25 protein-coding genes are annotated in these 22,629 nt (G+C 70.0%); 5 read left to right on the top strand and 20 right to left on the bottom strand.

Annotation, left to right across the window (positions count from 1 at the left end; genetic code table 11):
- Nucleotides 1–122 precede the first annotated feature (122 nt).
- Nucleotides 123–764 carry a TetR/AcrR family transcriptional regulator gene (locus VT50_RS12905; RefSeq protein WP_046086217.1) on the bottom strand — a complete coding sequence of 214 codons (642 nt, stop codon included), beginning with the start codon at nucleotides 762–764 and terminating at the stop codon, nucleotides 123–125.
- Between the two features lie 80 nt (nucleotides 765–844).
- On the opposite strand from VT50_RS12905, the gene VT50_RS12900 reads away from it, so the two are divergent.
- The 3 genes from VT50_RS12900 to VT50_RS12890 are packed head-to-tail and all read left to right on the top strand — an operon-like array spanning nucleotide 845 to nucleotide 3,030.
- The gene (locus VT50_RS12900) at nucleotides 845–1,627 is read left to right on the top strand and encodes an ABC transporter ATP-binding protein (protein ID WP_046086216.1); all 783 of its coding nucleotides are present in this window, start codon (nucleotides 845–847) and stop codon (nucleotides 1,625–1,627) included.
- A 35-nt stretch (nucleotides 1,628–1,662) separates the two neighbouring features.
- Complete coding sequence (locus tag VT50_RS12895; RefSeq protein ID WP_046086215.1) at nucleotides 1,663–2,418, top strand: ABC transporter permease; 756 nt, start codon at nucleotides 1,663–1,665, stop codon at nucleotides 2,416–2,418.
- A gap of 39 nt (nucleotides 2,419–2,457) precedes the next feature.
- Entirely contained in the window at nucleotides 2,458–3,030 is a 573-nt protein-coding gene (locus VT50_RS12890) for a cob(I)yrinic acid a,c-diamide adenosyltransferase (protein WP_046086214.1), read from the top strand.
- Nucleotides 3,031–3,124: 94 nt separating this feature from the next.
- On the opposite strand, the gene VT50_RS12885 is transcribed toward VT50_RS12890, so the two are convergent.
- Nucleotides 3,125–3,676, bottom strand: a complete 552-nt coding sequence (locus tag VT50_RS12885) for a hypothetical protein (protein ID WP_046086213.1) — start codon at nucleotides 3,674–3,676, stop codon at nucleotides 3,125–3,127.
- 172 nt (nucleotides 3,677–3,848) lie between these two features.
- Here VT50_RS12885 and VT50_RS12880 point away from each other — a divergent pair, with 172 nt between their 5' ends.
- Both VT50_RS12880 and VT50_RS12875 read left to right on the top strand, forming a co-directional pair.
- Nucleotides 3,849–5,078: a histidine kinase gene (locus VT50_RS12880; protein ID WP_046086239.1), complete on the top strand. Its 1,230-nt coding sequence runs from the start codon at nucleotides 3,849–3,851 to the stop codon at nucleotides 5,076–5,078.
- A 53-nt stretch (nucleotides 5,079–5,131) separates the two neighbouring features.
- On the top strand, nucleotides 5,132–5,821 hold the full coding sequence (locus VT50_RS12875; RefSeq protein WP_046086212.1) for a response regulator: 690 nt from the start codon (nucleotides 5,132–5,134) through the stop codon (nucleotides 5,819–5,821).
- Nucleotides 5,822–5,973: 152 nt separating this feature from the next.
- Here the strand turns inward: VT50_RS12875 and VT50_RS12870 are convergent, their stop codons facing one another.
- The 18 genes from VT50_RS12870 to VT50_RS12785 all read right to left on the bottom strand — a co-directional run bounded on the left by VT50_RS12870 (nucleotide 5,974) and on the right by VT50_RS12785 (nucleotide 22,490).
- A complete protein-coding gene (locus VT50_RS12870; RefSeq protein WP_046086238.1) occupies nucleotides 5,974–6,423 on the bottom strand; it encodes a DUF2550 domain-containing protein in 450 nt (149 codons plus the stop codon).
- Nucleotides 6,424–6,543: 120 nt separating this feature from the next.
- Nucleotides 6,544–6,921, bottom strand: a complete 378-nt coding sequence (locus VT50_RS12865; protein ID WP_046086211.1) for a F0F1 ATP synthase subunit epsilon — start codon at nucleotides 6,919–6,921, stop codon at nucleotides 6,544–6,546.
- A 111-nt stretch (nucleotides 6,922–7,032) separates the two neighbouring features.
- The gene (gene atpD / locus VT50_RS12860) at nucleotides 7,033–8,478 is read right to left on the bottom strand and encodes a F0F1 ATP synthase subunit beta (RefSeq protein ID WP_046086210.1); all 1,446 of its coding nucleotides are present in this window, start codon (nucleotides 8,476–8,478) and stop codon (nucleotides 7,033–7,035) included.
- 4 nt (nucleotides 8,479–8,482) lie between these two features.
- Nucleotides 8,483–9,397, bottom strand: a complete 915-nt coding sequence (locus VT50_RS12855) for a F0F1 ATP synthase subunit gamma (RefSeq protein WP_046086209.1) — start codon at nucleotides 9,395–9,397, stop codon at nucleotides 8,483–8,485.
- 4 nt (nucleotides 9,398–9,401) lie between these two features.
- Complete coding sequence (gene atpA, locus VT50_RS12850; protein WP_046086208.1) at nucleotides 9,402–10,973, bottom strand: F0F1 ATP synthase subunit alpha; 1,572 nt, start codon at nucleotides 10,971–10,973, stop codon at nucleotides 9,402–9,404.
- Between the two features lie 89 nt (nucleotides 10,974–11,062).
- Entirely contained in the window at nucleotides 11,063–11,878 is an 816-nt protein-coding gene (locus tag VT50_RS12845; protein WP_046086207.1) for a F0F1 ATP synthase subunit delta, read from the bottom strand.
- Nucleotides 11,875–12,438 (bottom strand): F0F1 ATP synthase subunit B, encoded by a 564-nt coding sequence (locus VT50_RS12840; protein ID WP_046086206.1) that lies wholly within the window; start codon nucleotides 12,436–12,438, stop codon nucleotides 11,875–11,877. The genes VT50_RS12845 and VT50_RS12840 overlap by 4 nt, the downstream gene beginning before the upstream one ends.
- Before the next feature lie 38 nt (nucleotides 12,439–12,476).
- Nucleotides 12,477–12,728 carry an ATP synthase subunit c family protein gene (locus VT50_RS12835; protein ID WP_044569929.1) on the bottom strand — a complete coding sequence of 84 codons (252 nt, stop codon included), beginning with the start codon at nucleotides 12,726–12,728 and terminating at the stop codon, nucleotides 12,477–12,479.
- Between the two features lie 74 nt (nucleotides 12,729–12,802).
- The gene (gene atpB, locus VT50_RS12830) at nucleotides 12,803–13,627 is read right to left on the bottom strand and encodes a F0F1 ATP synthase subunit A (RefSeq protein WP_046086237.1); all 825 of its coding nucleotides are present in this window, start codon (nucleotides 13,625–13,627) and stop codon (nucleotides 12,803–12,805) included.
- A gap of 249 nt (nucleotides 13,628–13,876) precedes the next feature.
- On the bottom strand, nucleotides 13,877–14,332 hold the full coding sequence (locus VT50_RS12825) for a Cg1360 family ATP-synthase-associated protein (protein WP_046086205.1): 456 nt from the start codon (nucleotides 14,330–14,332) through the stop codon (nucleotides 13,877–13,879).
- A gap of 280 nt (nucleotides 14,333–14,612) precedes the next feature.
- Complete coding sequence (locus tag VT50_RS12820; protein WP_075200346.1) at nucleotides 14,613–16,046, bottom strand: MraY family glycosyltransferase; 1,434 nt, start codon at nucleotides 16,044–16,046, stop codon at nucleotides 14,613–14,615.
- Between the two features lie 63 nt (nucleotides 16,047–16,109).
- The gene (locus VT50_RS12815; RefSeq protein WP_046086203.1) at nucleotides 16,110–17,399 is read right to left on the bottom strand and encodes a serine hydroxymethyltransferase; all 1,290 of its coding nucleotides are present in this window, start codon (nucleotides 17,397–17,399) and stop codon (nucleotides 16,110–16,112) included.
- A gap of 136 nt (nucleotides 17,400–17,535) precedes the next feature.
- Nucleotides 17,536–18,195: an arsenate reductase/protein-tyrosine-phosphatase family protein gene (locus VT50_RS12810; protein ID WP_046086202.1), complete on the bottom strand. Its 660-nt coding sequence runs from the start codon at nucleotides 18,193–18,195 to the stop codon at nucleotides 17,536–17,538.
- On the bottom strand, nucleotides 18,192–18,839 hold the full coding sequence (locus VT50_RS12805) for an L-threonylcarbamoyladenylate synthase (protein ID WP_046086201.1): 648 nt from the start codon (nucleotides 18,837–18,839) through the stop codon (nucleotides 18,192–18,194). Before VT50_RS12805 ends, VT50_RS12810 begins: the two co-directional genes overlap by 4 nt.
- Before the next feature lie 47 nt (nucleotides 18,840–18,886).
- Nucleotides 18,887–19,732, bottom strand: a complete 846-nt coding sequence (gene prmC / locus VT50_RS12800; protein ID WP_046086200.1) for a peptide chain release factor N(5)-glutamine methyltransferase — start codon at nucleotides 19,730–19,732, stop codon at nucleotides 18,887–18,889.
- Nucleotides 19,733–19,786: 54 nt separating this feature from the next.
- On the bottom strand, nucleotides 19,787–20,857 hold the full coding sequence (gene prfA, locus VT50_RS12795; RefSeq protein WP_046086199.1) for a peptide chain release factor 1: 1,071 nt from the start codon (nucleotides 20,855–20,857) through the stop codon (nucleotides 19,787–19,789).
- 127 nt (nucleotides 20,858–20,984) lie between these two features.
- Nucleotides 20,985–21,209 (bottom strand): 50S ribosomal protein L31, encoded by a 225-nt coding sequence (gene rpmE / locus VT50_RS12790; protein WP_020868416.1) that lies wholly within the window; start codon nucleotides 21,207–21,209, stop codon nucleotides 20,985–20,987.
- A gap of 156 nt (nucleotides 21,210–21,365) precedes the next feature.
- A complete protein-coding gene (locus tag VT50_RS12785) occupies nucleotides 21,366–22,490 on the bottom strand; it encodes an LCP family protein (RefSeq protein WP_046086198.1) in 1,125 nt (374 codons plus the stop codon).
- Between the last annotated feature and the right edge of the window lie 139 nt (nucleotides 22,491–22,629).

Here is a 22,629-nt window from a genome sequence, read left to right as displayed (position 1 = left end):
CACACCTCTCTATTTCGGTAGCTTCCGTCCGCGCCGCCGACGATCCGTCTGATCTGTCGACAGTCCGATGTGCCGGACCTTAACGTCCGTTCACCCCTGCGGGCAGCCCCTCGTAACGCGCGTCACGGTGTGTTCTTCGCCGCATAGTTGAGGACCGTGTCGCTCAGCAGCGACTCCATGACGTCGACCTTACGGAGGGCATCGTCGGCGACGGCGTCCACACCGCCGCCCTCCGCGAGCCCGCGGATGATCGAGCGCAGCACCGCGTTCTGCAACCCGACGAGCTGGTGGGCGATGAACTCGGGCCTGGGGTCGTCGGGGTCGGCCCCTGCCTCCTCGCGCAGGGTGATCCCGAGCTGGTTGACCGCCTTCCCCTGGATGGCGAAGAGCCTGGCCATCAGCGTCGGCGACTCGACGATGACCTGCCGGAACCGGTCATAGCCCTCGCTCAGCCCGACATAGGGGTGCCGTTCGCGGATGTCCTGGCGCAGCTGGTCCATCAGCGCCCGCGCCGCCGACTGTCCGGCCGCACGCTCCCGTACGAGCCGGGAGGGGCGGTCGATGATCTCCTCCTCGCGGTCGACGAACAGGTCCTCCTTGGCCGGGAAGTAGTTGTAGACCGTGTTGACGGAGACCTCGGCCGCCTCGGCGATCTCCGCGATCGTGACCGCCTCGAAGCCGCGCTCCATGAACAGCCCGGTCGCGACGTCCGAGATGTGCTGTCTGGTCTGCCGCTTCTTCCGCTCCCTGAGTCCTTCCGCCATGGCCTCATCCTAGCTTCGCTGGGGCTCCTTTATTTTTGGGGTGATTGCAAAATTGGTGCGTCTCTGTTTTTCTGGATCCCATGGCAGTCATCACGACGAACGGCCTCACCCACACCTTCCGGACCAAGCGCGGCCCCGTGGCAGCCGTGCGCGGAATCGACCTGACCGTCGAGCGCGGTGAGATCCTCGGCTTCCTCGGACCCAACGGAGCGGGCAAGACCACCACGCTGCGCATGCTCACCACGCTGCTCCCGCCCACCGGCGGCAGCGCCACCGTCGCCGGGCACGACCTCGCCCGCGATCCGGCCGGGGTGCGCCGGCGGATCGGCTATGTGGCCCAGTCCGGCGGCGTCGACCCGACCGTCTCCGTACGGGAGGAGCTGGTCACCCAGGGGCGGCTCTACCGGATGGGCAAGGCCGAGGCCACCGCCCGCGCCGGGGAGCTGGCCGGGGACCTGGGCCTGGCCGAGCTGCTTGACCGCCCCTGCGCCGCGCTCTCCGGCGGCCAGCGGCGGCGGCTGGACATCGCCCTCGGCCTGGTCCACCGGCCCGAGATCCTCTTCCTGGACGAGCCGACCACCGGGCTCGACCCCGGCAGCCGCGCCGATCTGTGGCAGTTGATCCGCCGGCTGCGCGCCGAGCACGGCATGACGGTCTTCCTGACCACCCACTACCTGGACGAGGCGGAGGCGCTGGCCGACCGGCTGGTCATCGTCGACCAGGGCCTGGTGGCCGCCGAGGGGACGGCGAAGCGGCTCAGGACCGAGCACGGCGGCGCACCGGACGCCACCCTCCAGGACGCCTTCATCGCCATCACCGGGCGCGGCACCGCCCCGCAGAACCCCGCCCCGCTCGCCGTCTGACAGAACACCCACCGCAAGTCCCGGAAGAAGGCCCCATGCCCCATCTCGTCTCCGACACGGCCCTGATCTTCGGCCGCTACGCCCGTCAGACGCTGCGCTCCAAACCCGCCCTGATCTTCGGAATGGTCCAGCCGCTACTCTTCCTCGTCTTCTTCGGCCCGCTGCTCACCGATCTGCCGCTCGGCGGCCGGGCCAGCTCCTGGCAGACCATCGTCCCCGGGATCCTCGTCCAACTCGGCCTGTTCAGCGCATCGTTCACCGGGATCGGGCTGATCCTCGAGCGCCGTATGGGCGTCATCGAGCGGATGCGGGTGACCCCGGTCAGCCGGCTGGCCCTGCTGATGGGCCGGGTGCTCAAGGACGTCGTCCAGCTGCTCTGGCAGTCCCTGGTGCTGGTGTGCGTCGCGGTGGCGCTCGGGCTGCGTGCCCCGGTGCTGGGCGTGGTGATCGGCTTCGCCTTCGTCGGCGTGCTGACCGTCTCGCTCGCCTCGCTCTCCTACGCGCTGGCGATGCGGGTGGTCTCGCCGCAGGGGTTCGCGCCGGTCATCAACTCCATCACCATGCCCGCGATGCTGCTGTCCGGGATCCTGCTGCCGATGTCGCTCGGGCCCCGCTGGCTCGACGTCGCCTCGCACTTCGTGCCGTTCCGCTATCTCGTGGACGGGGTGCGGGCCGCCTTCGCCGGGGAGTACGGGGACGGGAAGATCGCGCTGGCCGCAGTGGTCGCCACGGGGCTCGCGGCGGTGGCCGTCACCCTCGGGGCACGGCTCTTCCAGCAGGCCGGGGCGTAGGAGGGCGCGCCCTCCGAGCCGCCGCGTAGGCTCGGGGCCATGGTCAACCTCACCCGCATCTACACGCGCACCGGCGACTCGGGCTCCACCGCCCTCGGCGATATGAGCCGCACCGCCAAGACCGATTCGCGGATCGGCGCGTACGCCGACGCCAACGAGGCGAACGCCGCGATCGGGGTGGCCATCTCCCTGGGCCAACTGCCCTCCGAGATCGTCAAGGTGCTGGTCCGCGTCCAGAACGACCTGTTCGACGTGGGCGCGGACCTGTGCACACCCGTGGTGGCGGACCCCGCCCATCCGCCGCTGCGCGTGGAGCAGAGCTATATCGACAAGCTGGAGGCGGACTGCGACCGCTTCCTGGAGGGGCTGCAGAAGCTGCGCAGCTTCATCCTCCCGGGCGGCTCACCGGGCGCGGCGCTGCTGCACCAGGCGTGCACGGTGGCGCGCCGCGCCGAGCGCTCCACCTGGGCCGCGCTCGGCGAGCACCGGGACTCGATGAACCCGCTCACCGCCACCTATCTCAACCGGCTCTCGGACCTGCTGTTCATCCTGGCCCGCTCGGCCAACAAGGAGGTCGGCGACGTCCTGTGGGTCCCGGGCGAGAACCGCTGAAATGCCACGGGCCCCGCCGGCCCGGCCGCGCGTGGCGCGTCGCCGGGGCCGACGGGGCGGGGCGGGGCCCGGCGTCGTCTGCCCGTTACGGGGGTTAGCTGGCAGACGACGCGGAGCGCTCCCGCTTGGGAAAGAGCGTGTAGCTGAGCGCGATGGCCACATTGATGCCGATCAGGAACAGCATCTTCAGCTGCCAGTCGCGGAGCGAGCCGATCTCACCGTCGTCGCCGACGTACCAGATCCCGCCCTGGAGCAGTGCCATGGCGATGACCGCGGCCAGCACCCAGCGCCCGGCGGTCTTCCACTCGTGCAGCGTGCGCGCCACACCGTACTTCGCGGGCTTGACCGGCGGCGGACCGCCGAAGAAGCGGTGCGCCACCCGGGCGTCGACCCATTTGACCGTCGAATGGCCGAGCGCCGCCGAGTAGCCGATGTAGACCGCGGCGAGACCGTGCTTCCAGTCCGGTTCCGCGCCGTTCCTCAGGTCGATCACGGTCGTCACGAACAGCACCACCTCCAGCACCGGTTCGCACAACAGCACCACGGTGCTCGCCTTCGGCATCTTCGCCACGTAGCGCAGCAGAATGCCGATGCCCAGCAGCACCCAGAAGCCGACCTCACAGGCGATGATCAGCGCGACAACCACGATGTTTCCTCTCTCGGTCTGCCCTTGGCCCCAACCCTCCCGCGCCGGACGGGCCGCCCGCGTCGTCGGCGGCGATGAATCCCGACTGCATCCTTCGATGTACGCCGCCGGGGGGCGGGCCCGGCCCCAAGAGGGAGGTCCGCCCCGCGCGCCCCGTGGTGTGATGGGTGCCATGCCGTCCCGTCCCCACCTCCCGCGCCCCCACCGGCATGACGTCCTCATCGCCCTGAGCGGACTGCTCGGCGGGGCCCTGATGTGGGCGGTGGGGGTGCACAACAACCAGTCGTTCTTCCACACGCCCCGCTGGCTGGGGCTGCTCGCGCTGGCCGTGATCTCCGCGTCCGAGCTGCTGCGGCGCTCCCGGCCCCTCGTCGGCCTGGGCGTGGGGACCGCCGCGATCTCCGCCGACGTGCTCAGCGGGGGTCTCGCCGTGACGTTCCTGATGTACACCGACCTGGTGTACGCGGCCGTCATGTACTCGGGCCCCGGCGCCGCCCGGCGCATCCCCCGGCTCTGCGGGCTCCTCACGGTGCTGGCGACCGTGGTGCCGCTGGCCGTCTACCACGATCCCCTGGCGCTGCTGGTCGGCACGTTCGTCGGGCTGCTCACCCTCACCCCGGCGTGGACCGGGGCGGTGGTCCGCAACCACCGCGAGGAGGCCGCCGCGGCCCGTCTGGAGGCCGAACGCGTCGCGCTGCTGGCCGAGTTGGACCGCCGGGAGGCGGTGGCCTCGGAGCGCTCCCGGATGGCGCGCGAACTCCACGACATGGTGGCGAACCACCTCTCGGCCATCGCCATCCACTCCAGCGCCGCGCTGTCGCTGAAGGACCCCGCCGCGACCGACGAGGCGCTAGGCGTCATCCGGGAGAACAGCGTGCGCGGACTGGCCGAGATGCGCCGGCTGATCGGGCTGCTGCGGGACCCCGGGGAGACCTCGGCACCGGCCGCCACCTCCACGCTCGACGCGCTCGACACCCTGCTGGAGCAGGCCCGCACCAACGCCCGCCCCGGCGGCCAGGACATCGTCCTGTGCGACGAGCGGCCGGAGGGCGCCACCCCGCTGCCCGCGCCGGTCGAACTCGCCGCGTACCGCATCGTCCAGGAATCGCTCACCAACGCCCTCAAGCACGCCGCGCCCGGCCGGGTGGACGTGACGCTGGCGCACCGCGCGGACGGCCCGCTCGAGGTCAGCGTCATCAGCCCGTACGGCGACCGCGAGGGGCCCCGGGCGCCCGGCTCCGGCACCGGGCTGATCGGGATGCGCGAGCGGGTGTCCCTGCTCGGCGGCACCCTCGACGCCGGTCCGGTCGCCGGGCCCGGGGGCACGGTGTGGCAGGTGCGGGCCGCGCTGCCGCTGGGCGACGAGAGCGCTCAGAGCATGAGCGCCCAGCGTGTGCCATGACATGACCCACGCCATGAGCCCACGCCATGCCCCTTCGAGGACCAGGAGCCGCCGTGACCCCGACCGCCCCGCCCGCCCGTTCCGCGTCCCGGCCGATCCGGGTGCTGGTCGCCGAGGACCAGGGCTCGGTCCGCTCCGGGCTGGTGCTGATCCTGCGGTCCGCCCCCGATGTGGAGGTGGTCGGCGAGGCGGTGGACGGCCTCCAGGCGGTGGAGATGGCCCGTGCGCTGCGCCCCGACGTGGTGCTCATGGACGTCCAGATGCCCCGGCTGGACGGGGTGTCGGCCACCCGCCAGGTGGTCGCCGAGCAGTTGGCGGACGTACTGGTGCTGACCACCTTCGACCTGGACGAGTATGTCTTCGGGGCGCTGCGCGCGGGCGCCGCCGGGTTTCTGCTCAAGGACAGCGAGGCGGCCGATCTGATCGAGGCGGTCCGTACGGTGGGGCGCGGCGAGGGCATGATCGCCACGGCGGTCACCCGGCGTCTGATCGCGGAGTTCGCCCGGCCCCGGGCCGCCCCCTCCCCCACCGCGCCGGGACCCGAGGTGCTTGCCACGCTCACCCCGCGGGAGCGGGAGGTGCTGGCCTGTCTGGGGCAGGGGCTGTCCAACGCGCAGATCGCGGAACGGCTCACCATGGCGGAGGCGACGGTGAAGACGCATGTCAGCCGGCTGCTGAACAAGCTGGAGCTGCGCAGCCGGGTGCAGGCCGCGGTGCTGGCCCAAGAGCTGGGCGTGCGTTAAGCGCTTCGCTGGAAGTGCCGCGACGGGTTGTCGGCCGACCGCGGCATCGTCGTGGCTGGTCGCGCCCACGCGGCGGAGCCGCACATCGACACGGCCCCGCGCCCCTCGGGGCGCTGCCCGACGACCATAGCCGACTTCCCCCGACCGGTGACTCAGGCCACGTTGACCCGCTGCCCGGGAGGAGCGGCCTCCAGCCAGGCCAGAAAGCCGGTCAGGGCGTCATCGGTCATGGCCAGTTCCAGCTGGGTGCCGCCGTGCCTGCAGGCGAGCACCACGGCGTCGGAGAGCAGCGCCAGTTCCTCCTCGCCCTTGGGGGTGCGCCGCTCCAGCACCTCGATGGAGGCGCGCTCCAGGATCCGCCGGGGCCTCGGTGCGTAGGAGAAGACCCGGAACCACTCGACGCGGTCACCGTTGTAGCGGGCGACGCCGTACACCCAGCCCCTGCCGCTGGGCTCGGATTCGCTTGGCGGTGGATCCCAGCGCAGGGAACAGTCGAAGGTTCCGCCGGACCGCTGGATCAGCCGCCGCCGGAGACCGAAGACGAAGAGTCCCACCACCACCAGCGCGACGACCACGCCGCCCACAAGCAGAGCGAGGACCATCTTCACCGACCTCCTCGCGTCATCCGGAAAAACCGCACCTGCATCGCCTCAGCCGCGGACCGCTGAAGGGGAGCTCCAGCGAGGTCCGCGGCTGAGGTTTTCCGACCGTACGTGACAGGCTCAGTGCGCTCCCGCCACCGCGCGCAGCCGGACGTCGGCGCGCCGCTCGGCGGCGGCGTCCGCCTCCGACTTGGCACGCTCCAGCGCCCGCTCCGCGCGCTTCACATCGATTTCGTCGGACAGCTCCGCGACTTCGGCCAGCAGTGAGAGCTTGTCGTCCGAGAACGAGATGAACCCACCGTGCACCGCGGTCACGACCGTCCCGCCGTCGACCGAACGGATGGTCACCGGGCCGGACTCCAGCACACCGAGCAGCGGCTGGTGGCCGGGCATGACGCCGATGTCACCCGATGTGGTGCGCGCGATGACCAAGGTGGCCGCACCGGACCAGACACTACGGTCCGCCGCGACCAGCTCGACATGCAGCTCAGCAGCCAACGTGGCTCCTCGGGTCTCTCCCTGCCGGGTCGGGCAGGGCTTTCGTCAAAGAATAACGGGCGTACGGAGAGGGGCGGGACCGGGCCCACCCCTCTCGTGGAGCTACCGGGCTCAGGAGACGCCCAGCTCCTTGGCCTTGGCCTTGAGGTCGTCCAGGCCACCGCACATGAAGAACGCCTGCTCGGGGAAGTGGTCGAACTCACCGTCGGCGATCGCGTTGAACGCGGCGATGGACTCGTCCAGCGGCACGTCGGAGCCGTCCAGACCGGTGAACTGCTTCGCCGCGTGGGTGTTCTGCGACAGGAAGCGCTCGATGCGGCGGGCGCGGAAGACGGTGAGCTTGTCCTCCTCGCCGAGCTCGTCGATGCCCAGGATGTTGATGATGTCCTGGAGGTCCTTGTACTTCTGCAGGATCGACTTCACGCGCGAGGCGCAGTCGTAGTGGTCCTGCGAGATGTAGCGCGGGTCCAGGATCCGGGACGTCGAGTCCAGCGGGTCCACCGCCGGGTAGATGCCCTTCTCCGAGATCGGCCGGGAGAGCACCGTGGTCGCGTCGAGGTGCGCGAAGGTGGTCGCCGGGGCCGGGTCGGTCAGGTCGTCCGCGGGGACGTAGATCGCCTGCATCGAGGTGATCGAGTGACCGCGGGTCGAGGTGATGCGCTCCTGGAGGATGCCCATCTCGTCGGCCAGGTTCGGCTGGTAGCCCACCGCGGAGGGCATCCGGCCGAGCAGGGTCGAGACCTCGGAACCGGCCTGGGTGAAGCGGAAGATGTTGTCGATGAAGAACAGCACGTCCTGCTTCTGCACATCGCGGAAGTACTCCGCCATGGTCAGACCGGCCAGGGCGACCCGGAGCCGGGTGCCCGGGGGCTCGTCCATCTGGCCGAAGACCAGCGCGGTCTGCGGGAGCACGCCGGACTCGGCCATCTCCTCGATCAGGTCGTTGCCCTCACGGGTGCGCTCGCCGACCCCGGCGAACACCGAAACGCCCTCGTGCAGCTTGGCCACACGCATGATCATTTCCTGGATGAGGACGGTCTTGCCGACGCCCGCGCCGCCGAACAGGCCGATCTTGCCGCCCTTGACGTACGGGGTCAGTAGGTCGACGACCTTCAGACCGGTCTCGAACATCTCGGTCTTGGACTCGAGCTGGTCGAACGCCGGGGCCTTGCGGTGGATGGACCAGCGCTCGGTGACCTCGGACTCGGCCTCGGGCTCGTTGAGGATCTTGCCCAGGGTGTTGAACACCCGGCCCTTGGTGACATCGCCGACCGGCACCGTGATGCCGTCGCCGGTGTCGGTCACCGCGGCCTGGCGGACCAGACCGTCGGTGGGCTCCATGGAGATGGCGCGGACCAGACCCTCGCCCAGGTGCTGGGCGACTTCGAGGGTCAGGACCTTCTTCGCGCCCTCCTGTGCCGGGTCGGCGACCTCGACGGTCAGCGCGTTGTAGATGTCCGGCATCGCGTCGACGGGGAACTCCACGTCGACGACCGGGCCGATGACCCGCGCGACGCGGCCGGCGGCCACAGCGGTTGGCTCAACAGTGGTGGTCATAGTGTCAGTCACTCCCCGCGGAGGCGTCGGCCAGAGCGCTCGCGCCACCGACGATCTCGCTGATTTCCTGGGTGATGTCGGCCTGGCGGGCCGCGTTGGCAAGCCGCGTGAGCGACTTGATGAGCTCTTCGGCGTTGTCGGTCGCCGACTTCATCGCCCGCCGGGTGGCCGCGTGCTTGGAGGCGGCGGCCTGGAGCAGGGCGTTGTAGATACGGGCCTCGACATACCGGGGCAGCAGGGCGTCCAGGACGTCCTCGGACGACGGCTCGAAGTCGAAGAGCGGAAGGATCTCGCCCTTCCTCTCCTGCTTCTCGGCCGTCTCCTCGAGGCTGAGCGGCAGCAGCCGGTCCTTGACCGGGGTCTGCGTCAGCATCGAGACGAACTCGGTGAAGACGATGTGCAGCTCGTCCACGCCGCCCTCGGCCGTGTCCTTGAGGACGGCCTCGATCAGCGGGCCCGCGATCTTCTTGGCGTCCGCGTAGGTGGGGTTGTCGGTGAAGCCGCCCCACGACTCCGTGACCTTGCGCTCACGGAAGGCGTAGTACGCCACGCCCTTGCGGCCGACGATGTACGCGTCGACCTCCTTGCCCTCACGGGTGAGCCGCCCGGTCAGCTCCTCGGCCGCCTTGATCACGTTGGAGGAGTAGCCGCCCGCGAGACCCCGGTCGCTCGTGATGAGCAGCACCGCGGCCCGGGTCGGGTTGTCGCTCTCCGTGGTCAGCGCGTGCTGGGTGGTGGAGCCCTTGGCGACCGCGCCCACCGCCCGGGTGAGCTCGGTGGCGTACGGAGTCGACGCGGCCACCTGGCGCTGCGCCTTGACGACGCGCGAGGCGGCGATCATCTCCATCGCCCTGGTGATCTTCTTGGTCGCGGAGACGGACTTGATCCGCCTCTTGTAGACCCTCAGCTGGGCACCCATGCGCTCAGTCCTCGCCCAGCAGCTTGCCGCCCGAGGTCTCGAACTGCCGCTTGAAGGAGTCCACGGCCTCGCCCAGCGCCTTGATCGTGTCGTCGGACATCTTGCCGCCCTCGACGATGCTGGTCAGCAGCGACTTGTGCTCACGGTGGAGGTAGTCGAGCAGCTCCCGCTCGAAGCGGCGGATGTCCTCCACGGGCACATCGTCCATCTTGCCGGTGGTGCCGGACCAGATGGAGACGATCTCGTCCTCGGTGGAGAACGGGGCGTACTGCCCCTGCTTCAGCAGCTCGACCATGCGCGCACCGCGCTCCAGCGACGCCTTGGAGGCCGCGTCCAGGTCCGAGCCGAAGGCGGCGAACGCCTCGAGCTCGCGGTACTGGGCGAGGTCCACCCGGAGGCGACCGGAGACCTGGCGCATCGCCTTGTGCTGGGCGGAGCCACCGACGCGGGAGACCGAGATACCGACGTTGAGCGCCGGGCGCTGTCCGGCGTTGAACAGGTCGGACTCCAGGAAGCACTGGCCGTCGGTGATGGAGATGACGTTGGTCGGAATGAACGCCGACACGTCGTTCGCCTTGGTCTCGACGATCGGCAGACCGGTCATCGAACCGGCACCCATGTCCTCGGAGAGCTTGGCGCAGCGCTCCAGCAGCCGGGAGTGGAGGTAGAAGACGTCGCCCGGGTAGGCCTCACGACCCGGCGGGCGGCGCAGCAGCAGCGACACCGCGCGGTAGGCGTCGGCCTGCTTGGACAGGTCGTCGAAGACGATCAGGACGTGCTTGCCCTCGTACATCCAGTGCTGACCGATGGCCGAGCCGGTGTAGGGGGCCAGGTACTTGAAGCCCGCCGGGTCGGACGCCGGGGCGGCGACGATCGTCGTGTACTCCAGGGCGCCGGCCTCCTCCAGCGCACCGCGCACGGACGCGATGGTGGAGCCCTTCTGGCCGACGGCGACGTAGATGCAGCGGACCTGCTTCTTCGGGTCGCCGGAGCGCCAGTTGTCGCGCTGGTTGATGATCGTGTCGACGCACAGCGCGGTCTTGCCGGTCTGCCGGTCGCCGATGACCAGCTGACGCTGGCCACGGCCGATCGGGGTCATCGCGTCGACGGCCTTGTAGCCGGTCTCCATCGGCTCGTGCACCGACTTGCGCTGCATGACCGTGGGGGCCTGCAGCTCGAGGGCGCGGCGGCCTTCGGTCTCGATCTCGCCGAGGCCGTCGATCGGGGCACCCAGCGGGTCGACCACGCGGCCGAGGTAGCCCTCGCCGACGGCGACCGAAAGGACCTCGCCGGTGCGGTGCACCTGCTGGCCCTCCTCGATGCCGCTGAACTCACCGAGGACGACCGCACCGATCTCGCGCTCCTCGAGGTTGAGGGCGAGGCCGAGGGTGCCGTCCTCGAACTTCAGCAGTTCGTTCGCCATGGTCGAGGGAAGACCCTCGACCTTCGCGATGCCGTCGCCGGCAACGCTGACCGTCCCGACCTCCTCGCGCGAGGCCGCGTCCGGCTTGTACGCCTGGACAAAGTTCTCCAGTGCGTCCCGGATCTCCTCCGGCCGGATCGTGAGCTCCGCCATCTGGGTTCCCTGCTCTCCTTGTTGGGCCCGAAGTGTTTGACTACGGCCCAACTCGGGCCGCTTACATGCTTGTTGAGTTGGTGGCTGGATCAGCCGGCCATCCGCCGGGCCGCCCCTTCGAGGCGGTCCGCGATGGTCCCGTTGATGACCTCGTCGCCGATGCGCACCGAGATCCCGCCGAGGACCTCGGGGTCCACATCGAGGTTCAGGTGCATCTTCCGTCCGTACAGCTTCCCGAGTGCGTCACCGAGCCGCTGCTTCTGCCGGTCGCTGAGCGGCACCGCGGAGGTGACGACCGCGACCACACGGTCCCGGCGCGCCGCCGCCAGCTTGGACAGCCCGTCGAGGCCCGCCTCCAGGCTACGACCCCGCGGATGGGTCACCATGCGGATCACCAGCCGCTCGGTCCGCTGGTCGGCACGGCCGCCGAGCAGCTCGCGGACCAGCCCGGACTTGGCGGAGACGGTCGCGCGCCGATCGGTGAGCGCACCGCGCAGCTCGGACGAGGAGGAGACGATCCGGCCGAACCGGAACAGCTCGTCCTCCACATCGTCGAGGGTGCCGGCCCGCTCGGCAGCCACCAGGTCGGCGGCGCTGGCCAGCTCCTCGAGCGAGTCCACCAGGTCGCGCGAGCGCGACCAGCGGGACCGGACCAGGCCGGAGACCAGGTCGATGGTCTCGCCGCCGACCTGCCCGTCCAGCACCCGCGCGGCAAGCGTGGCCTTGGCCTCGCCGGGCTGCGCCGGGTCGGTGAGGACCCGGCGCAGCGAGACCTCGCGGTCGAGCAGCGCGGTGACGGCGGCCAGCTCATCGGCGAGCTTCGTCGCGTCGACGGCGGTGTTGTCCGTCAGGGCGTCGAAGCGCTCACGCGCGGCTGCCAGTGCCTCCCGGCTCGCTCCGTTCATCGGCCGGCCTCGGCCTTCGAGCCATCGGTGGCCTTCGCCTCGAGCTCGTCCAGGAACCGGTCGATGGTGCGGCTCTGCCGGGCCACGTCCTCGAGCGACTCACCGACGATCCGGCCGGCCAGGTCGGTGGCGAGCCTGCCCACGTCCTGGCGCAGGGTCTGGGCGGCCTGCTTGCGATCTGCCTCGATCTGCGAGTGACCGGCGGCGATGATCTCCTCACGCTGCCGCTGGCCCTCCGCGCGCATCTCGGCGATGAGCGCGGCGCCCTGCTCCTGCGCCTCCTGGCGCAGTCGCGCGGCCTCGTGACGGGCGTCGGCGAGCTGGGCCCGGTAGTCCTCGAGGACCTGCTGGGCCTCGGCCTGAGTGGCCTCGGCCTTCTCCATGCCGCCCTCGATCGCCTCGCGGCGCTCCTCCAGAACCCGGTTGATGTTCGGGAGGAGCTTCTTGGCGAGGAAGATGAAGACGATGGCAAAGGCGATCAGGCCGATGACCAGCTCCGGGATCGGCGGGATGAGAGGGTTCTCACTCTCCTCGGCCGCCATCTGTACCAGGGCGTTCACATCAGTGCCTTTCGTCGGATCCGGCTGTTACGCCACGTTCAGCTGGTCGGGTAGACGAACGGCATGACCAGACCGATCAGGGCGAGCGCCTCACAGAAGGCGAAGCCGAGGATCTGGTTGGCGCGGATCAGACCGGCCGCCTCGGGCTGGCGGGCCAGCGCCTGGGTGCCGTTGCCGAAGATGATGCCAACGCCGACGCCGGGGCCGATGGCCGCGAGGCCGTAGCCGATCGAGCCGAGGTTGCCCTTGATCTCGACGCCAGCGGCGAGGGTCTGGAGAGCAGCAGACATGCCGGTTCTTCCTTCTCTTTCACGGACCGGTGGGGGTTGGCCACCGGACGTCTGTATGGACTGGGAGCGGGTGCTCAGTGGTGCTCGGCCAGAGCGCCCTGAACGTAGGAGCAGGCCAGGAGCACGAAGACATATGCCTGGACGGCCTGGATGAAGAGCTCGAAGGCGGTCATGATGATGACCATCACGAAGGAGACACCCGCGTAGGCGATGCCGACCCCGTTCAGCAAGTACCAACTGGCGATGGTGAACAGCAGCAGCAGGGTGTGGCCCGCGAACATGTTGGCGAAGAGCCGCACCGCGTGGGTGAAGGGCCGCACCAGCACGTTCGAGAAGAACTCGATCGTCATGGACAGCGGAAGCACCGCACCCAGCGACTTGTCATAGCCGGTGAGGTTCTTGAAACCTCCGACGAAGCCGTGCTTCCGGAACGTCAGGCTCATCCACAGGACGTAGACGATCGCGGCGAGCGCGGCCGGATAGGCGATGATCGACGTCACCGGGAACTGGGCGACCGGGATGACCGACCAGAGGTTCATGATCCAGACGAAGAAGAAGATCGAGACCATGAGCGGGACGTACTTCTCACCGTCCCTCTTCCCCAGCGCCTCGTAGACGATCCCACGGCGGATGAAGTCATAACCCGCCTCGCCGACCATCTGGAGCTTGCCCGGGACCACCTTGGCCCGGCCGAAGGCCGCCCAGAAGAACCAGACGATGGTCACCGTGCCCAGCAGGGCCAGCAGCATCGGCTTGTTGAAATCGATACCGCCGACGGTGAAGAGCGGCTCGAACTTGAACGAATGAAGTCCGGGTGCCGGGAAGCCGCACCCGTCGAAGATGTGGCAGTTCGTCTCGAAGGCGAGCGTCTGGTCAGCACTCACCGCGAGCTCCTTCAGCGTGGCGCATGGGTACGGCAACCTCGTTGTGTCGGCGCGGCACACGGCCACGGAACGGCACTGGACTGGTCTTACGAATGTGGGGGCGGCTGATCGGCGCGTGGCCGAGTGGTATGTCGGGCATCAGCTGCATGGGCCGCCGATTCCGTCCCGTGGAATCCGGGGGTTCAGCTACCTGCGCCCGCTGTGCCTCAGATGGCACCGGACGATAGCAGGTGAGCGCACATGCTCTTATCCCGGCCCTACTTCTCACGATGGAGACCCGGCGGGAGCGGACTTCTTCGCCCCCTCGGGCTTGCGTTCGTCCTCGGCTTCCGGCTCCACGTAAAGGATCTTCGCCTTCATATGCGCACGGGTCTGCGCGCCGATCCACACCAGGGTCGCGGCGAGCAACGCGAAGGCGAACGCCTTGGTGCTGAACAGCGTGGTGTCCTTGAACACCGCGAGCACGACCGCCACCAGCAGGAACTGGGTCACGTAGAGCACCAGGCCCATCGCCTGGAAGAGATGCGGGAGGTACTTCGCGGTGCGCTGCAGCACGATCAGGCCCATCGCCATGACCCCGGCGGCGACCACCGCTCCGAAACCCGCACCGATCGCGCCCTTGCCTCCGGCGAGCACAGAACCGACGGCGACGGCGACCACCCCGGTGACGGCGGTGGGCACGGCGCAACTCAGGAGCGTTCTGGCGTCGTTGGACTGCATGAAGGGTTTCTCCGGCAAGTGTCGGAAGCAACGGTTCGTCGTGGACGAGCGTATCCCCGGGGACGGAGGGGACCTCACGAGGAAGAGCCGTCGCCCTACGGCCCCTCGGGTCTAAGCACCGGGTTTAGTGAACGGTATCACAAACTATTTGATGAGGTCTTTACCTGCCGAGTGTGCTGCACGTCACACGCGAGAGTTATGAGGTGTGTACCGTGCTGACGCCGTCCTGTGATCTTCGCCGACCCCGCCGACCCCGATTCCCGCGGGAATACCAGGGAGATTACTGGGGTGTTCCGATCCTCCGGCGGTGGTTGAAGCGTGACCGGTCGCCGATCGCGGTGGCGCCGTTCACACCGTTCGCCCCGTTGTCCGCCCCATCGTTCGCGCCGCCGTTCATCCCGGAGCCCACCGGCTCGGGCCTGACCGGCTCGGGCTCGGGCTCCGGCCGCGACGAGGCGGCTGATCCGGCACCGGCCGTGGCCGCCACGGGCTCGGCGGGCACCTCGGCGCCCCGCTCCGCCCTGGCGAGCCGGTTGGCGCGCCGGTAGCGCGGTGGAACGAACGCCTCGGCCCAACTCGGAACGCGCGGGGTGAACCGCGGCAGCAGCAACAGCACCAGACCCACCCCGCTCAGCGCCACGATCGCGAGCACGAACCACACACCGGCCGAGTTCACCGAGTACGCCACGGCGCCGAAGGCGATCAGCGCCGACCAGAAGTACATGATCAGGACGGCCCGGCTGTGCGAGTGGCCGATCTCCAGCAGCCGGTGGTGCAGATGGCCGCGGTCGGCGGCGAACGGCGACTGGCCCCGCCAGGTGCGCCGGACGATCGCCAGCACCAGGTCGGCGAAGGGCACCGCGATGACGGTCAGCGGCAGCAGCAGCGGGATGTAGACCGGGACGGTGGCGTGCACCGCGGCCTGCTCGGACCCCTCGAAAAGCTTCATCGCGTCCGGGTCCACCTGGCCGGTGATGGAGATGGCACCCGCCGCCAGCACCAGTCCGATCAGCATGGAGCCCGAGTCGCCCATGAAGATCCGCGCGGGGTGGGCGTTGTGCGGCAGGAAGCCCAGGCACATGCCCATGAGGACGGCGGCGAACAGGGTGGCGGGCGCGGCCGCCTCCAGGCCGTACCCGTACCAGATGCGGTACGCGTACATGAAGAACGCCGCGGCGGCGATGCACACCATCCCGGACGCCAAACCATCAAGCCCGTCAACGAAGTTGACCGCGTTGATGGTGATGACCACCAGCGCGACGGTGAGCAGCGTGCCCTGCCAGGGCGTGAGCGAGACCGGTCCCACACCGGGCACCGGAAGCCACAGGATGGTCAGGCCCTGGAGCACCATCACACCGGCGGCGATCATCTGGCCGCCCAGTTTGATCAGCGCGTCCACGCCCCACTTGTCGTCCAGCACCCCGAGCAGCCAGATCAGCCCGGCCCCTGACAGCAGCGCCCGTGGCTCGTTGGAGACCTCGAAGACGTCCTTGAGGTTGGTCAGGTGGGCGGCGACCAGCAGCCCCGCGCACAGCCCGCCGAACATGGCGATGCCACCCAGCCGTGGCGTGGGCTCACGGTGCACATCACGGGCGCGGATCTCGGGCATCGCACCGGCCGCGATGGCGAATTTCCGCACCGGCCCGGTCAGCAGATAGGTGACCGCGGCCGTGATGCACAGAGTCAGCAGGTATTCACGCACAGGCTGCCCCAGAGGTATCGCTGGCCATCACAGCCCCACACCCTATGCGTGTCGGACGCCTATCGGTGAACGTACTTACAGACGTCCTACACCTTCGGATGGTTGCATGATCCGGCCCTCGTCCGGATAGGGCGGAAATCTCCCGGCCAGATCCGCCACCTTTTCCCGTACCACGCCCTCGTCCCGCAACACGGTTCCCATGAGATGGGCTATGCGCTCCATCTCCGGAGCTCCCATTCCCTGGGTGGTCACCGCGGCGGTGCCAAGACGCAGCCCCTTGACGCACCCCCGCGGCTCGGTGGCGGACGCCAGCGCGCAGGTGTCCAGCACGATCCCGGCCGCCGCGCAGCGGCCCTTCGCGGTGCGTCCGTCCAGGCCCAGCGGGGCCGGATCGGCGGTGATCATATGGGTGTCCGTGCCGCCCGTGGCGACCGCCAGCCCCTCTCCGGCCAGGGCGTCCGCCAGTACCCGGGCATTGGCCACCACCCGCCGCGCATAGGCGGTGAAGGCGGGCGCAGCGGCCTCGCCGAACGCCACCGCCTTGGCCGCGACGGTGTGCATCTGGGCCCCGCCCTGGGTGAAGGGGAACACCGCCCGGTCCACCCGCTCGGCGAGCTCCGCACCGCACAGCAGCATTCCGCCGCGCGGCCCGCGCAGCACCTTGTGTGTCGTTGCGCACACCACGTCCGCGTACGGCACCGGGGACGGCGCCGCCTTCCCCGCGACCAGGCCGATCGAATGGGCGGCGTCGGCGATGAGATACGCGCCCACCTCGTCCGCGACGGTCCGGAAGGCGGCGTAGTCCAGGTGGCGGGGATAGGAGATCGACCCGCAGACGATCGCCTTCGGCCGGTGGGCGCGGGCGAGCCCGCGCAGCTGCTCGTAGTCGATCAGCCCGGTCGCCGGGTCGACGCCGTAGCCGATGAAGTCGAACCAGCTGCCGGAGAAATTGGCGGGCGAGCCATGGGTGAGATGGCCGCCGTGCGGCAGCGCCATCGCCAGCACGGTGTCCCCGGGCCGCAGCAGCGCGGCGTAGGCGGCCAGCACCGCGGAGGACCCCGAATGCGGCTGCACATTGGCGTGCTCCGCGCCGAACAGCGCCTTCGCCCGGTCCTGGGCCACCCGCTCGGCGATGTCCACGATCTCGCAGCCGCCGTGGTGGCGGGCGCCCGGATAGCCCTCGGCGTACTTGTTGGCCAGCGGCGAGGCGAGCGCCGCCAGCACCGCCGGCGAGGCGTAGTTCTCGGCCGCGATCAGCTGGAGTCCGCCGGAGACACGGTCGATCTCGCTCAGGATGATTCCCGCCAGCTCCGGGTCCTGGCGGGTGAGGCTCACGAAATCGGGGCCCCAGGGGGTGACGGCCATGGCGCGCTCACAGCCTCGGGAGGGGGACGGCGGATCGTTGTCGGTGGTCACCCCCAATGTAGGCCCCGCGACGCCGCACGGCGCGCCGTGCGGCCCGTGCGGGCCCCCTCGCGGCGCGGCCCCGGGCCCGGGGGGCCTACGCGGGGGCGGGGACGCCCGTCAGCGCCGTGACGACCGGGTCCAGGGCCTGGTTGATCTCGTCCCCGATGGAACGGAAGAAGGTGATCGGCGCCCCGTACGGATCGTGCACCTCATCCGCGTCCTTGTTGGGCGCCAGCAGCCAGCCGCGCAGCGCTGCCGCCGCCTGCACCAGGGCGCGGGCGCGCTCCACCACACCGCCCGCCTCCGCCGGGTCGGGCAGCGTCGCGGGGTCTATGGCCCGCACCAGCCGGGTGAACTCCTTCAGCGTGAAGGTGCGCAGCCCCGCCGAGTGCCCCATCGAGATCACCTGCGCCCGGTGGTCGCGGGTGGCGGTGAGCACCAGATCGGCGCGGATGACGTGCTCGTCCAGCAGCTCACGGCCGAGGAAACCGGCCGGGTCGGCGCCGAAGTCGGTCAGGACCGTCGCGGCGTGCGCCTCCATCGGCGCGCCCTCATGGCCCCAGGTGCCGGCGGACTCCACGATCAGACCCCGGGTCCTGGCACTTCCGAGACGGTGGGCGAGGGCGTGCCGGGTCAGCCGCTCGGTGATCGGCGAGCGGCACACATTGCCGGTGCTGACGTGGAGGATGCGGAAGGTGGCCTCGGCGTTCTTCTCACGGTGTTCCGCTATGCCACGCCCCTCAGGGGCTGTCAATTGGCCACCTCGAGGTCGGGTACGACCTCCCGGAGCTGCTCGGCGGTGAGCGCGCCCGCCCGGAGCAGCACCGGCACCTTGCCGGTGACGTCGACGATCGAGGAGGGCACGGCGGCCGGGGTCGGCCCGCCGTCGAGGTACACCGAGACGGAGTCCCCCAGCATGTCCTGGGCGGCGTCGCAGTCCTGCGGGGAGGGGTGTCCGGTCAGATTGGCGCTGGAGACCGCCATCGGGCCGAAGTCGGTCAGCAGCTCGATCGCCACCGGGTGCAGCGGCATCCGGACCGCGACGGTGCCCCGGGTCTCCCCCAGGTCCCAGGTGAGCGACGGCTGGTGGCGGGCGACGAGGGTGAGCGCACCGGGCCAGAAGGCGTCCACCAGCTCCCAGGCCATCTCGGAGAAGTCGGTGACCAGTCCGTGCAGGGTGTTCGGCGAGCCGACCAGCACCGGGGTGGGCATGGTGCGACCACGCCCCTTGGCCTCGAGCAGATCGCCGACCGCCTCGGCGTTGAAGGCGTCCGCACCGATCCCGTAGACGGTGTCGGTGGGCAGCACGACCAGTTCGCCGCGGCGGACGGCGGAGGCGGCCTCGCGCAGGCCGGTCTTGCGGTCGGTCGCGTCCCCGCAGTCGTATCGCCGTGCCATTTAACGGACCTCCTCGTACGTGGCCAATGTGTGGTGCGGTGCCGCCGTCACGGCATGGCCTTCCGCGCGGTGGCGAACCGGGGCCGTTTGTTCAGGTCGGGGTGGTCGGCGGCGTCCGCCCAGCCACGCTCCTCGGTGAAGATCCACGGCACCTGGCCGCCCTGGGTGTCTGCGTGCTCGATGACCACCACGCCCCCGGGGCGCAGCAGCCGGTGGGCGGTGCGCTCCAGGCCACGGATGACGTCGAGGCCGTCCTCACCGGAGAAGAGCGCGAGCTGGGGGTCGTGATCGCGGGCCTCCGGCGCCACGTACTCCCACTCGGTCAGCGGGATGTACGGCGGGTTGCTGATGACGAGGTCCACCTGCCCGTCGAGCTCGGGCAGGGCCGCCAACGCGTCCGCGTGGTGGAGAACGACGCGGGACCCCTCGACGTTCTTGCGCGCCCAGCGCAGGGCGCCCTCGTCCAGCTCCACGGCGTGCACCCGGGAGCGCGGCACCTCCTGGGCGAGCGCCAGCGCGACGGCGCCGGAACCGGAGCACAGATCGACGATGAGCGGTTCGACGACATCCATGGCGCGCACCGCGTCTATCGCCCAGCCGACCACCGACTCGGTCTCCGGTCTGGGCACGAAGACGCCGGGGCCGACCTGGAGCTCGAGATAGCGGAAGAAGGCGCGGCCGGTGATGTGCTGAAGGGGCTCGCGGGCCTCGCGGCGGGCGACCGCCTCCCAGTAGCGGGCGTCGAAGTCGGCGTCGGGCACGCCGTGCAGCTCTCCCCGCTTGACGCCGTGCACAAAGGCGGCGAGCTCCTCCGCGTCGAAGCGCGGTGAGGGCACGCCCGCGTCGGCCAGCCGCTGAGTGGCCTGCGCCACCTCGGCGAGCAGCACGTTCACTGAATTCCTCCAGCCGGTCCGGACAAGGGCACGAAGCGTCTCTCAGGGGGTGGCTCAGCCCGCGGCCGCCAGCTTGGCGGCCGCGTCGGCGTCGACGCACGCCTGGATGACCGGATCGAGTTCGCCGTCGAGCACCTGGTCCAAGTTGTACGCCTTGAAACCCACACGATGGTCCGAGATCCGGTTTTCCGGGAAGTTGTACGTACGGATGCGCTCGGACCGGTCAACGGTGCGGACTTGGCTGCGCCGGGCGTCCGACGCCTCCCGCTCGGCCTCCTCCTGGGCCGCGGCCAGCAGCCGCGAGCGCAGGATGCGCAGCGCCTGCTCCTTGTTCTGGAGCTGGCTCTTCTCGTTCTGGCAGGAGACGACGATGCCGGTGGGCAGGTGGGTGATGCGCACCGCGGAGTCGGTGGTGTTGACCGACTGGCCGCCGGGTCCCGAGGAGCGGTAGACGTCGATCCGCAGGTCGTTGGGGCCGATCTCGACCTCGACCTCCTCGGCCTCGGGAGTGACCAGCACACCGGCCGCGGAGGTGTGGATGCGGCCCTGGGACTCGGTGGCGGGCACCCGCTGCACCCGGTGCACCCCGCCCTCGTACTTCAGCCGGGCCCAGACGCCCTGGCCGGGCTCGATGGTGCCCCTGGCCTTGATCGCCACCTGGACGTCCTTATAGCCGCCGAGGTCGGACTCGTTGGCGTCGATGATCTCGGCCTTCCAGCCGATCCGCTCGGCGTACCGCAGATACATCCGCAGCAGGTCGCCGGCGAACAGCGCCGACTCCTCGCCGCCCTCCCCGGCCTTGACCTCCAGGATGACGTCCTTGTCGTCGCTCGGGTCGCGGGGGACGAGCAGCAGCCGCAGCCGGTCGGTGAGCTGTTCGCGGCCCTGCTCCAGCTCCTTGACCTCGTCCGCGAAGTCGGGGTCGTCCTGGGCCAGCTCGCGGGCCGTCTCGATGTCGTCCCCGGTCTGCTTCCAGGCGCGATAGGCGGTGACCACTGGGGTCAGCTCGGCGTAGCGCTTGTTGAGCCGCCGTGCCTCCCGCTGGTCGGCGTGGACCGCGGGGTCGGCGAGCCGCTTCTCGAGGTCGGCGTGTTCGCCGATGAGTTCCTCGACCGCCTCGAACATCGGAGGGCTCCCTGAATGGTGGTCTGCGGGGTGGCGTTGGGTGAGGTGCCGGAGGGCCGGTGACGACAAAACGCCGGTCCGGTCGCCCCAGGGAAGGGGCGACCGAAGACCGGCGCCGTGCGGGTCGCTACTTCTTGGCGGACCCGGCGTTCTTGCCGAAGCGGGCCTCGAACCGCGCCACACGGCCACCGGTGTCGAGGATCTTCTGCTTGCCCGTGTAGAACGGGTGGCACTCGGAGCAGATGTCGGCGCGGATGGCGCCGCCGCTCACGGTGCTACGGGTGGTGAAGGAGGCGCCACAGGTGCAGCTGACCTGCGTCTCGACGTACTCCGGGTGGATCTCGCGCTTCAAGGGATTCTCCTAGGTTCGGGAGGGCACCGGGTCGACGGGCGGGTTGCCTGTCGTGAACCGGGACCGACGATCCAGTTTGCCAGTACTGGCCGCATCTCCCAAAACCGGGGGGCGGGCCAGGATATTCCCGGCCCGCCCAAGAGGCTGTCGTATGCCCTACTTGACGACCTTGCCCGCGCTGGTGGCGTCGCCCGCGGAGCCCTTGGTGGCGGAGGCGGGGACCGGCCGGTCGTTGCGGAGCGCGGTCCATATCAGCTGGGCCTTGTGCTCCATGGGCAGCACCCGGTCCGGGTTCTGGGGGTCGTACTCGACGGGCAGCGTGGTCATCTTCATGTTGTTCGAGCCGATGCCCTTCAGGGATTCGGCGAACCCCTTCAGCTTGCTCACCGAGGCCAGCTCGGAGTCGGTGGTGAGGGCCTTGGTGGAGGTGTCCGCGAGGTCGTAGAGCTTCTTCGGGTTGCCGAACACGTCCACGTGCTTGACCTGGTCGAGCAGCGCCTTGACGAACGCCTGCTGGAGCTTGATCCGGCCGAGGTCGCTGCCGTCGCCCACACCGTGCCGGGTGCGCACCAGGCCGAGCGACTGCTCCCCGCCCAGGGTGTGCGGGCCGGGCTCCAGGTCGAGATGGCTCTTGGCGTCGTGTATCGGGGCGGTGGTGGTGATGTTGACGCCGCCGAGGTCGTCTATCAGCTGCTTGAACCCGGAGAAGTCGACCTCGAGGAAGTGGTCCATGCGGATGTCGGTCATGGACTCGATGGTCTTGATGGTGCAGGCGGGGCCGCCGGCCTCGTAGGCGCTGTTGAACATGGCGCCCTGCTCGGCGGGGGCCTCCTGGCCCTCCTTGGTGGTGCAGGAGGGCCGGTCCACGAGGGTGTCGCGCGGGATGCTGACGACGCTGGCCTTCTGGTGGCCCTTGTAGATGTGGACGATCATCGCCGTGTCGGAGCGGGATGTGCCCCCGTCCTTCCCGTACTTGGCGTTCTTGCCGGCACGGGAGTCCGAGCCGAGGACGAGGACGTCCATCGAGCCGTCGTCGGCGTCCTTGGGGCGGTTGGCGCCGAGGGCGGCGTTGACGTCGACGCCGGTGAGGTTGCCGTTCAGCTTGTAGTAGAGGTAGCCGAGTCCGGCGCCGCCCAGCACCAGTACGGCGGCCAGCGTCCACACCGTGTAGAGCACCGCTCTACGGCGCGCGCTGGGCCGCTTACGACGGCGGCCCGCGGTCGCCCCGCGTGCGCGGTGGCGGCCCGGGCTCCCCGGTGCGTTGCTGCTGTCCTCGGCCATGTGCTCCTCAGTCCTCTATTGCTGCCCGAGTACCCCCTGCCGTCACGGTCAGGCGTGGCGTCGCGTTCCGCGGTGGAGTCAGCCTGGGTTCCGGCCCCGTATTCCGACCTGACAGATGGAAGGCCGTGCGCCAGGGTTG

The organism is Streptomyces antioxidans (assembly GCF_000968685.2).
Taxonomy (GTDB): Bacteria; Actinomycetota; Actinomycetes; order Streptomycetales; family Streptomycetaceae; genus Streptomyces; species Streptomyces antioxidans.
This window is presented reverse-complemented; position numbering and strand designations above follow the sequence as displayed.